This is a genomic window from Terriglobia bacterium, from assembly GCA_032252755.1.
GTDB lineage: Bacteria > Acidobacteriota > Terriglobia > Terriglobales > Acidobacteriaceae > JAVUPY01.
Genome location: JAVUPY010000025.1, coordinates 149,429 through 164,006 on the forward strand (window position 1 = coordinate 149,429; position 14,578 = coordinate 164,006).

The 14,578-nt window shown below is 57.6% G+C and carries 13 protein-coding genes; 9 read left to right on the forward strand and 4 right to left on the reverse strand.

The features are described 5' to 3' along the window. The first annotated feature begins 54 nt into the window (after positions 1–54). Positions 55–726, forward strand: a complete 672-nt coding sequence (locus tag ROO76_05935) for a DUF2461 domain-containing protein (GenBank protein ID MDT8067691.1) — start codon at positions 55–57, stop codon at positions 724–726. Between the two features lie 34 nt (positions 727–760). On the opposite strand, the gene ROO76_05940 is transcribed toward ROO76_05935, so the two are convergent. Then, positions 761–1,432, reverse strand: a complete 672-nt coding sequence (locus ROO76_05940; protein ID MDT8067692.1) for a dienelactone hydrolase family protein — start codon at positions 1,430–1,432, stop codon at positions 761–763. Positions 1,433–1,554: 122 nt separating this feature from the next. On the opposite strand from ROO76_05940, the gene ROO76_05945 reads away from it, so the two are divergent. Beyond that, complete coding sequence (locus ROO76_05945) at positions 1,555–3,474, forward strand: S9 family peptidase (GenBank protein ID MDT8067693.1); 1,920 nt, start codon at positions 1,555–1,557, stop codon at positions 3,472–3,474. A gap of 62 nt (positions 3,475–3,536) precedes the next feature. Here ROO76_05945 and ROO76_05950 read toward each other — a convergent pair whose 3' ends face one another. Together ROO76_05950 and ROO76_05955 are read right to left on the reverse strand one after the other, a co-directional pair. Continuing rightward, complete coding sequence (locus ROO76_05950; protein MDT8067694.1) at positions 3,537–3,896, reverse strand: carboxymuconolactone decarboxylase family protein; 360 nt, start codon at positions 3,894–3,896, stop codon at positions 3,537–3,539. 87 nt (positions 3,897–3,983) lie between these two features. Beyond that, positions 3,984–4,412: a hypothetical protein gene (locus tag ROO76_05955; GenBank protein ID MDT8067695.1), complete on the reverse strand. Its 429-nt coding sequence runs from the start codon at positions 4,410–4,412 to the stop codon at positions 3,984–3,986. A 141-nt stretch (positions 4,413–4,553) separates the two neighbouring features. On the opposite strand from ROO76_05955, the gene ROO76_05960 reads away from it, so the two are divergent. From ROO76_05960 to trxA, 4 genes are all read left to right on the forward strand, one after another. Then, positions 4,554–5,138 carry a hypothetical protein gene (locus ROO76_05960; GenBank protein ID MDT8067696.1) on the forward strand — a complete coding sequence of 195 codons (585 nt, stop codon included), beginning with the start codon at positions 4,554–4,556 and terminating at the stop codon, positions 5,136–5,138. A 208-nt stretch (positions 5,139–5,346) separates the two neighbouring features. Further along, positions 5,347–5,706, forward strand: coding sequence for a hypothetical protein (locus ROO76_05965; protein MDT8067697.1), 360 nt, complete (start codon positions 5,347–5,349; stop codon positions 5,704–5,706). A 154-nt stretch (positions 5,707–5,860) separates the two neighbouring features. Beyond that, positions 5,861–6,640 carry a GGDEF domain-containing protein gene (locus ROO76_05970; protein ID MDT8067698.1) on the forward strand — a complete coding sequence of 260 codons (780 nt, stop codon included), beginning with the start codon at positions 5,861–5,863 and terminating at the stop codon, positions 6,638–6,640. Between the two features lie 359 nt (positions 6,641–6,999). Beyond that, positions 7,000–7,332: a thioredoxin gene (gene trxA / locus ROO76_05975; protein MDT8067699.1), complete on the forward strand. Its 333-nt coding sequence runs from the start codon at positions 7,000–7,002 to the stop codon at positions 7,330–7,332. A gap of 114 nt (positions 7,333–7,446) precedes the next feature. Here the strand turns inward: trxA and lexA are convergent, their stop codons facing one another. Next, positions 7,447–8,061, reverse strand: coding sequence for a transcriptional repressor LexA (lexA, locus tag ROO76_05980; protein ID MDT8067700.1), 615 nt, complete (start codon positions 8,059–8,061; stop codon positions 7,447–7,449). A gap of 202 nt (positions 8,062–8,263) precedes the next feature. Here lexA and ROO76_05985 point away from each other — a divergent pair, with 202 nt between their 5' ends. The 3 genes from ROO76_05985 (at position 8,264) to ROO76_05995 (ending at position 14,535) form a co-directional block, all read left to right on the forward strand. Further along, positions 8,264–10,858, forward strand: coding sequence for a diguanylate cyclase (locus ROO76_05985; protein ID MDT8067701.1), 2,595 nt, complete (start codon positions 8,264–8,266; stop codon positions 10,856–10,858). A gap of 232 nt (positions 10,859–11,090) precedes the next feature. Further along, on the forward strand, positions 11,091–12,539 hold the full coding sequence (locus ROO76_05990) for an AMP-binding protein (protein MDT8067702.1): 1,449 nt from the start codon (positions 11,091–11,093) through the stop codon (positions 12,537–12,539). 343 nt (positions 12,540–12,882) lie between these two features. After that, positions 12,883–14,535: a trehalase family glycosidase gene (locus tag ROO76_05995; GenBank protein ID MDT8067703.1), complete on the forward strand. Its 1,653-nt coding sequence runs from the start codon at positions 12,883–12,885 to the stop codon at positions 14,533–14,535. Positions 14,536–14,578 lie beyond the last annotated feature (43 nt).

Genomic DNA, 14,578 nt, shown 5'->3' on the forward strand with positions numbered 1-14,578 from the left:
GTGGAGGAGCCGTTCGCATTGCGATCGATATACTGATTGCGATATGGGGGCGAAATGACTGATAGCGCATTCTTTACTCCGGGAGTATTCGAATTTCTTCGTCAATTGAAGCGGCACAATGACCGCGAGTGGTTCGCGAAGAACAAAATGCGATACCAGCAGTTCGTGCAGGAACCTGCGCTGCGGTTCATCGCGGGTTTCGCACCGGAGCTTACGAAGCTCAGTCCACATTTCGTAGCTGACGCACGGCCGACGCGCGGGTCGCTGTTCCGCATCTATCGCGATACTCGATTCTCCTCCGACAAGCGGCCCTTCAAAACGCATGTTGGAATTCATTTCTCGCACGAAAAGGGCAAAGATGCGCATGCGCCGGTCTTCTATTTCCACCTCGAACCCGACAATTGCTTCGCGGCTGCCGGCGTTTGGCATCCGGACGCGCCGGCGCTGACGAAGATTCGAACGGCTGTTGTGGCGAATCCGGCGGAGTGGAAGAGCATCCGAAAGAGGATCGAGTTGGAGGGCGACAAGCTTTCGCGACCGCCCCGCGGGTTCGATCCGAATCACGAATTTGCCGACGATCTCAAGTTCAAGGACTTCGTGGCATCGATCGAGTTGAGCGAGAAGCAGATCTGCGGTGCAAAGTGCATGCAGGATTTTGCCGGAGCATGCCGCAAGATGGCTCCGCTGGTGGAATTCACGACAAAGGCGCTGGGGTTCAAGTACTAACCGGGGCGCGACAAGGCCAAGTAGTGCCCCGGCGCTAGGATAAGTTCTTCTTCAGAAAATCGAGCGATCGTTGGCGCGCGAGTTTTGAAGCGTCGGCGTTGAAGCTGGTGCGATCGCTGGTGTTGAAGCCGTGGCCGGCGTCGTACCAGAAGATCGGAACATCCGGGTGCGCGGCCTGGACCTTGTCTACCTCTTCTTTCGGAATGTGCTGGTCCAGTTTGCCGAAGTGGAGCATCACCGGGCACTGCGACGTTTCTCCTGCATATTGCGCGATACGACCGCCGTAGTAGCCCACAGCGGCATCAGGGTTGAGGCGGGTAGCTGCGAGCCAGGCCATGGTTCCGCCCATGCAGTAACCGGTCACGCCCACTTTTCGCGCGCCCTGCTCACGTAGATAACTCATTGCCGCGGCAATGTCCTTGACGGCATTGCCGGGATTGATTTGCCGCGCGAGTCCGATGCCGTACTGCGCTTCTTCCCCCTCGTACCCCAGTTCCACTCCGCGCTGCATGCGATCGAAGAGCGCAGGAGCGACAGAGAGAAAGCCATCGTCCCCGTACTCATCGACGACCGACCGAATATGACGATTGACGCCGAACGCTTCCTGTATGACGACGAGTCCAGCCGTCGGTTTTCCATTTGGCCGAGAGATATACGCGTCGAATTCGTGGCCGTCCTCGGCCCTGAGCTTTGTGTGTTCTCCCATGCACGCTCAGATTTCTGGACTCGCGGAATGGATGCATTTTAGCGTGAGGTCTTTCGCGCGCCCTTTCGGCGCTTCCAGCGACAATCTCTCTGGTATGCTCTTGGGTCGTTCTGAGGAGCACCATGCGCAATCTCTTTGTCTCTTTTGTTCTATGCCTCATTGCTGTCTGTGGATTCGCTCAACAATCGCGGCATCCTTACACATTCGATGATTCTGTCACGCTGCGCAGTGCGTCACCGGTTGCGGTGTCTCCGGACGGCAAGAGCATTCTCTACCGCGTGCAGTTCGGGGCGCAAAAGGGAACTACCAACACGGAGTGGGATTTGATCGCTCCGTCGGGCGGCGACTCGCGGCAGCTCAGCATTCCCGAAAAGTTTCAGCCGCGTGGGTTCACGCGCGATGGTTCGGCACTCTATGGGACATACGAGGTCGGCAAAGCGGGGCAGTTGGCGACCTTGCCGCTGGCGCCGGCCTACACCCCCGCTGCCGCCGCGGCAACTCCGATTCCGCTGACGGCACTTCCGCGAGGAATTCACTCCGCGGCGATCTCGCCTGACGGTTCGCATTACGCCGTGCTCGCCGATCCGCGCCTTCCCGACCCGCTCGACGACGTCCACACGGTAATTGAGGCAAAGCCAACCAGCATCTACGTCGTGGGTGCCAATGGATCGGGTGGAGCGTGGTGGTGTTCCAATTTGCATGACGTCAACCAGGTAGCATGGTCGCCGGATGGCGCTTCGCTCGCGGTGTTGTCGACGACGCCGAAGATCGGCTTTCACTATATGCGGTCTTTCATTGACGTTTGCAGCGTAGCAGGGTCGCGCCATGTCGCAACCGTCGATAATTCTGCTGGAAGCCTTGTGTGGACTAATGGCGGCAAGGAACTGGCGTTCTTGAGCACGACTTCGTCTGTCTTGACGCCCGATCACGTTTGGACGGTTTCGGCGAGCGGCGGAACTCCAGTGGACCGCACGCCTAAGCTGCAGGGTTCGGTGCTGCACATCTCCGTGGATAACAAAGGGAGCGTGTGGGTAACTGTCGAGCGCGGGGTCCAGGCGGAGATCGATGCCTTCCAGAATGGAGCGCTCTTGCCCACGTACAAGTGGGCTGCGGGCACGATTCAGAGCGGCATTATTTCGCCGCAGATCAGCTCTGCGCCTGAGGGGCGCGCGATGGCCGTTGTCGATCCGCAGCACACGACGAACGTTGCGGTTGCGCAAGGGAACGAGTTGCAGCGCATCACGAAAGAAGGCGACGAACAACTGGCGAAAATTGCCCTGGGCAAAACGCGGGTAGTGCACTGGACAAGCAAAGAGGGGATCGCGCTGGAAGGCGTGCTGACTCTGCCACCAAATTATGAGGCGGGCCACCACTATCCCTTTGTAAACCTGCCGCACGGCGGGCCGGAAGGGAACGACGAACTCGCGTTTAACGGCATGGCGAAGATCATCGCCGGGATGGGCTATGTGGTGCTGCAGCCGGAGTATCGTGGCTCGACCGGCTACGGCACAGAGTTCTTGAACGCCATCTACCAGCATTTCGGCGACCGCGCGTACCGCGATGTGGATAGCGCGACCGATTACGCGGTTCAGCAAGGCTGGGCGGATCCGAACCGGTTGGCGATGTTCGGCTGGAGTGCCGGCGGATTTATGACCGCATGGACGGTTACCCAGACGAATCGTTACAAGGCCGCGATTGAGGGAGCCGGCATCACCGACTGGGGCAGTTTCATGTGGACGAGCGACATTCAGCAGTTCGACTACGACGCGCGTTGGCCGGACAAGGATCCGGAAGCCTTCTCGCAATTTTCGGCTGCGCTGCATTCAGAGAATGTCACCACACCCTTGCTGATCCTGCATGGCGCCGCCGACGAGCGAGTTCCGACCTACCAGGGCCGAGAACTGTTCGAGGTAATGGCAGCCCGCGGAAAAACAGTTCGCATGGTGACGTATCCGGGTTCGCCGCACTTCCCGAGAAAGTGGGAGCAGATTCGGGATGTGTTTCGCGAAGTCGCAGCGTGGTTGGCCAAGTACAACCCGTAGACGAGAAACCCACGGCCGCGATGCTGACGGAACCGTGGGTTCTTGTCCTTCACTTAGCTCGGTTACTTGCGTGACTCTGCTGGCGCTTGAGTTGCGGGAGCCTGGTCGAACAATTTCACGGCGAGTGCTCCATGTGTGACGGCCGCACCGGCACGAAGAGCGGCGGCGAGGAGTGCCGCTTCGGTCACCTCTTCCCGCGTGGCCCCGGCACGTTTCGCGGCGCGGGTATGAACGTCGAGGCAGTAGGGACACTGCGTGGTGCAGGCAACTGCGATGGCAATCAGTTCGCGATATTTGCGCGGAATGGCCCCGTCATCGCGACCGACAATTTTGTCGAATTCGACAAATGCGGAAAACTCGGTCGGCGCCAGTTGTTTGAATTCGCCCAAACGCTTCAAATCGTCAGAATCGTGATAATGCATTTCTCCTCCAAAGGTCTCGACATACTAAACCAACCGGCACCTTCGTGGGTGTAACTTTTTGGCAAAAAGCGGTTCAGTCCGTGACACCTACTGAGGATTGGGCGTCTGTCCTGTTGTTCCGGCGGGTGGCTTTTTCTGTTGCATCATCATGCCGCTGCCCATTCGTCCACCTGGGCGCATGCCCCGCATCATGGTCATGTGCGCTTGCATGTGATCCACGAACTGTTGCCAAATATCGGCATTGTCAAGCAGCGCGGTTTTCGTGTTCGGATCCTGTACCTTTTCGGCATCCGCTCGCATTTTTGCTATCTTGGTCTTCAGGTCCTGCATCTCGGTTTGCATCTGCTGCATGCGGGTGTTCATGTTCGACATGGACTGGGATTTCTGTTCGGGACCCATCTTCATGCCACTCGACACGCCGGTGGTTTGGTTACCGGACTGCGCGGGCTGGCTATTCTGAGCGAACATCCCGCTGCAGGCAAGTAGGACGGTTCCGATCGTCAGGAAGAACTTCATAGTCTTTCTCCTCTAGTTCATAGATGCACTGAGTCCACAGGCGAGGTCCGTTGCGTGTAGCAAAAATTCCCAATATCGCAGGTGAATGAAATCTCCACTTCTACAGTGTTATGATCCCCGGCGTCTGGGCGAACCTTTTTCATGAACACTGGACTTCTGATAGCAGTCATTCTAATCGTGATCGTCTACGTGATTGCGCGTTCGCGGAGTCGCGATTCTAAACGCGAGACGCAACCTGCGGTGGAATCAAAGCCCTCGGCGGAAACCGTCTACCAGGGCTTGCGCAACATGGTGTTGTACGGCACACGCGAGCGGTTCGGGTTGGGTCCACCTCCACACGCTGATGATCCCTGGGGCGTGGTGATGGACTGGGGTGTGCCTGCCGGCACTGCGACGGTGATGGCGCTCTCTGACGGCAGTGCGAGCATTTATCTGAGCAGCGGCGGTGGTTATATCGGCGGCCAAAAGGAAGAGTCGGTAAGGCGAGCGACACTCGAGGCCATAGAAGTCGCACGCGAATATCCGTCGCAGATGCGCAAGACCACGGACTACGTGCTACCAGCGACCGGTGAAGTTATTTTCTATCTGATGTCCGATACCGGAGTGTTCATGGCCACGGAAAGAGAAGTGGAATTGCACAATCCAAGCCATTCCCTCGCGAAGCTGGGAAATGCGATGCAAAACATAGTGACGCAATACCGAATTCTCGAAGACTACAAGAAATAACCAGATCGGAAGATGGGAAGAACACGATGGATGTTCGATCTTTGGCTCTTCGCGTCCTCCGATCGCCCGATGTTCCGATGTACGACTCGCCTATCGGCCACCCGCAACAGTTCTCGCCCCTTCGGGTTATTACTCGCGAAATCCCAAATAGACTCGGAGCAGGTAGTCTGCATCCAAGAAGAACAAGTACAAACCATGGAGTTTGCACATGATTCGACTCAGGCGAGGCAGTAGTGCGTTTTTCGCGGCAGCCATCATTGCGATGACGCTGCTTCTAACAGGGTGTCCACAGGGGCGCAGCATTGCAGAAATCCAGGCGGATCCTGGGCGGTACCAGAACAAGGAAGTCGCGATTCATGGCACCGTCGTTTCTTCCTGGGGAGCGCTCGGCACCGGCATGTATCAGATCGACGATGGAACCGGCAAGATGTGGGTGATGTCGGAGAAGTTCGGTGTCCCCGGTAAGGGCGCACGGGTCGGGGTCACTGGAACCGTAGTACCCACGGTCAGCATGGGTGGCCGCAGTTTCGCCACCGTTTTGCGAGAGACTCGCCGACGCAAATATTGATCGTGTGACTTTGGGACGATCTCGAATCGGAACTTCCGTTATTGAGAAGTGCGGTTCTTGCGCATATTGACTCTTGCCTTAAGTGCACTCTGGGGTACTATCTTCACCCAGAGTGCCCTTGGAACAGACCAGCCCGGGTCTGCTGGATGATTCAATGCCGGCAGCGGTGGCCGTGCGCGAACTCGAATCCAAACTCGAGGCGCTGGACGGTCGCGATCTTTATTTGTGGTCTATCGCCGTCCTGGTCGGTGTTACCATCTCGGCCGGTTTTTTGGCCATGGCGGTGCCGCAGTGGTGGAGCGGCACCCTGGAGCTCTCGCGGCGATACTTGCCGGGGCTCCTTCTTGGATTCGTCGTCCTTGTCATCCTCGTCAACGTTTACCTGCTGGAACAGCGCCTGCAGCTCAAGCGTAACCGCCTTGAATTGATCCGACAGCTCGTAAGAACCGAAGCCGCGGAACTGACCGCGCAGATCGATCCGCTCACCGAAACGTTCAACCGCCGCTGCCTCGAGGCACTGTTGAGCAAGGAGATTGCGACTGCAGAGCGTCGAAAAACCGCGCTCTCCGTGGTCATGATCGACCTCGATGATTTCCGCGGCGTGAATAACACACTGGGTCATGCAACCGGAGACCGAGTGCTGAAGATCGCCGTCCAGATCATGCGCCGCACGCTGCGCGCTTCGGACTCCGTGGTTCGTTACGGCGGCGATGAATTCGTGGTGGTGATGCCGGATACCACGGAGCAACAGGCTGGGTTTGCCCTTCAGCGGCTTCTTGGAAACGTAGTGCGCTGGAACCAGAACCCCGAGATTGAGGCTGTTCACCTCTCCTTCAGCATCGGCGTAACCGAATATCGCAGCGGGGTAACGGTCGGAGAGATGATCGACGAGGCCGATCGTAAGATGTACGAAACAAAGAAGCAACACGTTTGAATGCCACCAGAGCTGCCCCCGGGCAGATCAATTGTCCATCCAGAGTAACTACCGAAACGATTACTATAGGTTACTAGCGTGATATTGCCCTTTAGTAAGAAGCAGCTACAATCATTCGCGAAGTTGGCAGTTCTGGGGGAGGGCTGCCACAGCGTCCTGGACATCGGGTCCGGGACGCTTTATTTTGCGCCTGAGGTTTGCGCGCTCTAGATTTCTCTGAACTATTCTCCCACCGTTGCGGCAGGTCCCGGGCTGCGTCCTTTAGCTTCCGACCGCATCTATGTAGGTGGTACGATATTTCGTTGTTCTCGCCGCCTCATCCTTCGGACTAACCGGCGATACCTTTGGGAGGGACATTGATGGCAAGCGACGCCATTCTTGAGATTACTGATGCCAATTTTGACCAGACGGTACTCAAATCAGACCGTCCGGTAATGATCGATTTCTGGGCAGCCTGGTGCGGCCCCTGCCGCGCCCTGGCGCCAATCGTAGACGAGGTAGCCAAGCAGTATTCCGACAAGATCGTCGTCGGGAAGATGGATGTCGACAAGAATCCCGCCACCACCCAGCGTTTCGGCGTACGCAGCATCCCGACTCTCCTGGTTTTCAAGGGCGGACAGGTTCGTGAGCAGATCGTGGGCTACGCCCCGAAAGATCGCATCGAAAAGGCGATCGACAACAATCTGGCGTAACCGTCTGCGCGGATCAAGAAACTTCAGCCCGGCGCGAGCCGGGCTTCTGATTTCAGTATTGGATAGGTGCCCCGATTAACGCGCCAGCTTCACGCGTCCACCTGCAATTTTGAACTAGTACTTCCGAAGCACTCCAATGACTCTTCCCTGGATCGCAACATTCGCAGCCGGAACCATGATCGGCTGCATAGTGGTGTTTGAGGGCTGCAACCGAACCATCTCGCCTTCCTTGTAGAAGCGCTTCAGCGTAGTTTCAGCGCCGTCGACCAGCGCGACGACGATCTCGCCATTGCGCGCCGCCTGAACCTTCTCGACGAGTACGTAGTCGCCGTTCACGATGTGTTCGTCTTGCATCGACTCGCCGGAGACTTCCAGTACGAACACGTCTTTCGAGCGGGTGAAATCCGCAAGAGAAATGGTTTCCGGCGTCTCCACCTGTTCGATCGGGTGGCCTGCGGCGATCCGTCCAACGAGGGGCAATTCCAGTCCGACTGGACCCACTGCTTTCGCGCGCGATTTGTTCGGCACGACGTCGATTGAGCGGCTGCGGTTGTAATCGCGTTTCAAGTAGCCCTTCTGATCGAGGTTGCTGATGTGCTTGTGCACGGTAGCCAGGGAACTCAAACCGAGCCCCTGGCCGATTTCCTCGAATGACGGTGAATATCCGTTTTCGCGAATAAAATTCGTGATGAAATCGAGCACCTGACGTTGTCGGCGCGTGATTGCCATGAATGTACCTCGTTCGCTCTCAGTTTCAGCGAATAAAAGGCGAATGTCAAGTCCGTCGTTAGTTTTTCATAACCGTTTCCATCCTGGTACATGGCTTTCCGATACACAGTAGTACCAACCCCTACGTGCGAGGGTAAGTGGTTCTCTCTCGATACGTTTGCGGTTATTCTGCAGAAGGTTTCGCAAGCGTCCGAGAAGCCGCTTGCGACCTCCGGTTGCGCGCATGTCGGATATCGCAAAACGTCTCGAAAAAGCCGAGAAATTCCTCCACAAAGGCAAGCCGGAAGCGGCCCTCGACGAATACCTGGCGATCCTTGAAGATGATCCGCGCAACGATTCCGTGCGGCAAAGTGCCGCCGATCTTTGCCTCACACTCGACCGCAACGACGAGGCTGCCCGCCTGGTCTCCGAGATGTTCGATCACTACGTCTCGATCGGTGACATCGGAAGACTTGTTGTTACCTACAAAAGGCTGGCTCGCCTGCGAAGTCCTTCGACTGAGCAAACCCTCCAGTTCGCGCAGTTCAGTGAAAAGATCAATCGCAAGGACGCTCTGGACGCATACGAGGTTGGCATCAAGGGATTACTCAGCGCACGACGCAAGAGTGAGGCGCTGGCAGCCCTTAATCGAGTCGTTGCCCTGAACTCGAACTCAAGCAATCAGCAGCGATTGGGACAGCTTGCCGCCGAACTGGGAGAGAACAAGATTGCGGCGATCGCCTTCGTCGCGGTTGCGGTTGCAGCCGAACGCGCAAACGAAGATCCCTGTCGCGCCTATGCACGAGCCTACGAACTCGACCCGCAGAACGCGGCCGCGGTGCTGGGTCACGGGCGTTGCCTTGTCGAGAATTCTCATCCCGAAGAAGCTGCTCGCCTGCTTGAATCGCTGGCGAATTATCCCTCTGCTCCGGCGGAGGCGCGCGAGGCGTACGGCAAGGCGCTGGTCGGGTGCAATCGCCTGACGGAAGCCGAGCCATACATCTGGGAGATGTTCGATCGCGCCCCGAAACAGTCTTCCCCGCTCATTTACAACTTCATCGGCTCGTTTCTGGATGCCGACGAAGGCGAACACGCCTGCCGCATTGCCGATCGCGTGGATTCGTTCCATCGCAAGGCCGGAACGCGGCGCGAGTTCGTGCACAAAATGAGTGAGATCGCCGAGCAGCATCCGGTCAATGTTCACTTCCTCGAGTACCTCGTAGAACTCTTTAACACCTCGAACCGCGAACACGAGTATTGCGCGACACTGCTGCGACTGTTCGACATCTACTGCGCTGCGGAGAATTTTTCTAAGGCTGCCGACGCCCTGGATCGTGCGGCCGAGGTCGATCCTTATGAGCCCGGACACGCCAATCGCCTGGAGATGCTGCGGCAAAAGATCGAACCCGCCCGCTTTAATGCCATCGCCAACCGATTTGCTGGAGTGTTGAAGGCGGAGGACAGCAAAGAGGCTCCAGCGGTCGGTGACAGCGAGTCCACGGTTCTCGAAGATCTGATCCTGCAGGCGGAGATTTTCCTGCAGTACTCCATGCGCTCCAAGGCGCTGGATCGCCTCGATCGGATCGCAAAGCTCTTTCCTCGCGAAGAAGACACGAACGCTAAGCTTCGCGACCTTTATCAGAGCGCCGGTTATGTTGCGCAGTATCCGCCGGCTCAGACGCGCCTCGTAACAACGCAGACTACCCCGGCGGGACGCTTTCTCATGGTCGAGCCGCCGTCTGCGGCCACGAAGGAGTCGCGCGCACTCACCGGTGAGACCGCCGTCGATAACATTTCGCGCGTGGCGGAGATCACCCGTAACCTTTACCGCCAGCACAACGTAAAGGGCGTTCTATTCACTTCGGTCAACGATATCGGCCGGCACTGGGGCGCGAGCCGCTGCATCGCCGGGCTGATCACGCCAGGTAAGCCGCCGTCCGCCGCCATGGAGTATTGCGCACCCGGCATCAAGCAGTCGGAAGTGACGAGCATCGTTAAGCTGATCACGACACTGCAGGCTGTCAGCGTTGCTAACGGCGGAGCAGTCGCCTATTCGGACGTCGCTGGTATTGCGGAACTCGAACCGATTCAGCAGGTGATCACTTCGCTCAACATCCAGGCGCTGCTTGCGGTTTCACTGATGGACGGCGACAGGCACGCCGGACTGCTTATTCTTGAACAGTGCGGCACGCCGCGACATTGGCTGCCCACCGATACAGTAGTCCTGCGCACCATTGCCGACCACATGGTGCTCGCCGTCAACAATGCTCGCCTGCGAAGCCTGGTCAAAAACCTCGCGGTCACTGACGAAAAAACCGGCCTCCTTAAGCGCTCTTCGTATCTCGACGTGCTCATGTCCGAGGTGCGTCGATCCGTGCAGCAGAACTCGCCACTCAGCGTCATGCTGATGGACTTCGGCAAGGCATCGGTGCTGGTGCGCGAGATGGGTGAGAGCGGCGTAGAAGCGATGATGCAGCAACTCGGACAGACCATCTCTTCGCACATTCGCCAGAACGACGTTGCGGTCCGATACGATCTCACCGAGATCGCGCTGATCCTCGCCGACACGAGCGATAAGAATGCATTCTTCGTTGTGGAGAAGATGCGTAAGCTGCTCGATGGCATGCGCTTCTCCACCAGGACCGTTCCCCTGAGAACCACATGCGGAATTGCCGAGGCGGTGCTCGACCCCTCCTATGATCCCGTCGACATCGTCACTGAAGTCATCAACCGCGCCGAGAGTTCCTTGCACGCCGCCAAGCACGAAGGCGGCAACGTAGCCCGAGCGCTGGCTCCCGCTTTCGCGACTGCCAGCTGAGAAGAAACGTAAAAGGACGGCGAAGACGAAACCCGCCCTTGGGGTGTTTACTCCTCAAAGATTGCTGGGGCACCGGTAAAATCCTCTCGAAGTAACCTCTCGACTTGAGCGACTCACCTATAGTTCATGTGCTTTCCCCCTCTGCGACCTCTGCGTCCTTTGCGTTAATCTTTGCTTCCCCGCGTGCTACACTTTTCGTGCAATTCCGCACATTCTGCTTCACTGGATTCTTATGCCCACCAGCGCCATTGTTTCCGCGTTCCGAGCTGCCGCCGCCCAACATCCTGACAAACCAGCTTTGATCTCCGGCGATCAGATCGTCACCTACCGACAACTGGAATCTCAAATCGCCGCCACGGCTCAAGCCATTGCGCAACGAGTCCCGGGAGACACAGTCGCCTTGCTGATTCCCAACTCGCTTGCTTTCGCGCCTGCGTTCCTGGGTGCATTGTGGGCAGGGAAGACGGTTACGGTGCTTCCAACCCTTGCTCCGCCGCAAATCCTGAAACTGATGGTGGCGAGTGTCGGGGCCGGACTGGTGATCACCTCGGAAGAGTTTGTGCCGCGCCTCGTGGAAGCCGGGATCCCGTGCTGGTTGTACGAAGGAACGGAATCATCCGATCCCGCCAGTGTCCGCATCGCGGAGCGAAAACGCGAAGCGGCTGTGTTTCTCTTTACGTCCGGCACGACGGGGATGCCTAAGACCGTCGAACTCAGCGAGCGCAACATTCTCGACAACGCCAAGGGGTGCAGCGATGCGACCGGCTTCGACGGCAACCAGATTATGCTGGCCGTCCTGCCGCTGTTCCACGCCTACGGCTTGACCGTCACCCTGTTGCTGCCTCTGACCACGGGTTCCACCGTCGTCATCGAAAAATTCGTGCCTCGCCAGATCCTGCAAACGATCGAGAAACTTCGAGTCACCTGTCTCATCGCGGTGCCGAACCAGTATCGACTGCTGACGAAGGAGCCTGTGCCCGCTGACCTCAGTTCCATTTGGCTGGCCATTGCCGGGGGCGAGCGTCTTCCCGAGCAGGTTGCCCTGGAGTTCGAGCAGCGGTTTCACAAGACAATCGTGCAAGGATACGGCGCGACCGAAGTCTCTCCCGTAATCTCGCTTAATGTCCCGGAGACAAATCGTTTCGGCTCGGTTGGCAAGCCGCTGCCGAATGTCAAGGTCACGATCCGCGATGAAAACGACGCCGTCCTTCCGGCAGCCGAAATCGGCGAAGTCTGCGTCGAAGGCTCGTCGATCATGCTTGGCTATCATAATGATGCGCAATCCACCGCGAACAAGATCCGCAACCGCTTACTGCACACCGGCGACCGAGGATTCTTCGATGCCGATGGTTATTTACACCTGGTCGGGCGAGCCGACGACCTCGTGAAGGTTTCCGGCGAAAAGGTATACCCGGCAGAGGTCGAAACTGCCGTCGAGAACATCGCCGGAGTAGAAGAAGTTGCCGTCCTGGCCTTCCCAGATGAGAAGCATGGTTCGCGCTTGCAAGCGTATGTGCAGCTGAAAGCCGGTGCGAGCCAGAACGAGAACTCTTTGCGTGCGGCATGTCGCGAAATGCTGGAGCCCTTCAAGGTTCCACGCAGCTTCACAATATTGGAAGCTCTGCCCCGAACCGCCACCGGCAAGACCGACAAGCGTGCGCTGGCTACAATCGCGGTGTAAAAATCGTGCCATCGAGCCGTTGAACTGCTTAGGATGGCCCGATGGCCCGATCGTCCGATCGCACGATTTCGGAGGTGCGTCATGCGAGGCAGTTTCCCACCAAAACACGAGGTCGGCGTTCCCCCCTGTCCTTCCTGTGGTTCAACAAGCAAGGTTGTACGCATGCCGGATTCCCTGACGCCTTTCGAGCGGCCGAATATGCGCGTGGAAGAGATTGGCGGGCGCTATTACTGCCAGGGTTGCGCACACGACTTCGAGCCAGGACCCGAGGAATAGCGCATTTGCATTTCCCCGCCTCCGGCAACTATCCTCGACCTCCATTAGTTTTCACGAGGGCCGTCCTTTGAAGACCAGGATTTCTGCGCTTCTTCTTTTAGCTGTAGTTCTCTTCACAACTTGCACCGGTCTTGCCCAGCAGGAGGACGCTTCTGCGTCCAATGTCGCTGCCTACATCGACCAATCGTGGGACACCCTGACGCGGTCCATGACTCATTGTGAAACGATCATTGACAAGCGCGTTCCCGAACACTCGCTCATGTATCTCCCTGCGGACTTTCCGGAAACCGACGCGATCAAGGAACTCGGCGAGCGCTGCCACGTCAGCATCGAGCACCTTCCGGAGAGAATCACCGCTCCTGGCGAGGTCGATCCGGAGAAGCTCCCAGGACAGGGCGTACTCTATTTGCCGAACCCTTACGTCGTTCCCGGCGGTTTCTTCAACGAGATGTATGGCTGGGACAGCTACTTCATCATTCGCGGCCTGCTTCGCGCCGGACGCGTAAAGCTCGCACAGGGAATGGTTGAGAACTTCTTCTTCGAAATCAACCACTATGGTTCCATCCTGAACGCGAACCGTACGTACTTTCTCACCCGCTCGCAACCGCCATTCCTGAGTTCGATGGTGATGGCCGTCAATGATGCGCTCCCGGATACCGCGAAACGCGCATGGCTGGAGAAGTCCTACCCGTACATTCAGCGCGACTACGATCTCTGGACCAACAGCCGGCACCTAGCTGGCGACACTGGCCTCTCGCGCTATTACGACTATGGCCACGGTCCCGTGCCTGAGATCGCGGACATGTACGACCCCTACTATCGCGACGTGTTCACGCACATGCAGGCGCTGCCCGAGCGTGGGAAGTATCTGAAAGTAGCTGCGAAGGAGACCGCAGTGGCGCTTGACGGACCTTCATTCACTTTCCAGGCCTGTGAGCAGGACGAGGTCGGTTGCACCAAGTCGCCGGAAATGAAGTTTACCGCCGACTATTACAAGGGCGACCGCGCGATGCGAGAATCCGGCTTCGATATCAGTTTCCGCTTCGGTCCGTTCGGCGCCGAGACGCACCACTTCGCTCCGGTCTGTTTGAACAGCCTCCTGTACAAGGCGGAAACCGATTTGGAAAAAATTGCGACCATTCTGGGTAGGGCTGCCGAAGCGAAAGAATGGCGGCAACGCGCGCAAGGCCGCAAGGAGTTCATGACGCGGTACATGTGGGATGCCTCGAAGGGCATGTTTTTCGACTACGATTTCGTTAATAAAACTCGGTCGACCTATGAATACATGACCACCTTTTACCCGCTCTGGGCAGGACTCGCGACCCCGCAGCAGGCGAAAGCCGTCATCTCAAACCTGAAACAGTTTGAGCGCAAAGGTGGATTGCTGACGAGTCCCTACGTGACGGGTGTTCAGTGGGACGCGCCCTACGGTTGGGCCCCACTGCAACTGATGGGGGTCGAGGGAATGCGCCTTTATGGGGACAGCTCCGACGCAAACCGCGCTGCACGCGAATGGGTCAGCACAGTCGAGCAGAACTTCGCCCGCGAAGGCACAATCCGCGAGAAGTACAACGTCGAAACGCAGACATCAGAAGCAAACGTGACTGCCGGCTACAAGCAGAACGTCGTAGGCTTCGGCTGGACCAACGGCGTAACGCTGGAGTTCATGTACGAGTTGGGGATGCTGCAAAGGAAAACCGCAGCCGCTTCCGCAAAATAAAAAAGGGCCGCGCTTGTCGCGCGGCCTCATCACCTGCGAATAG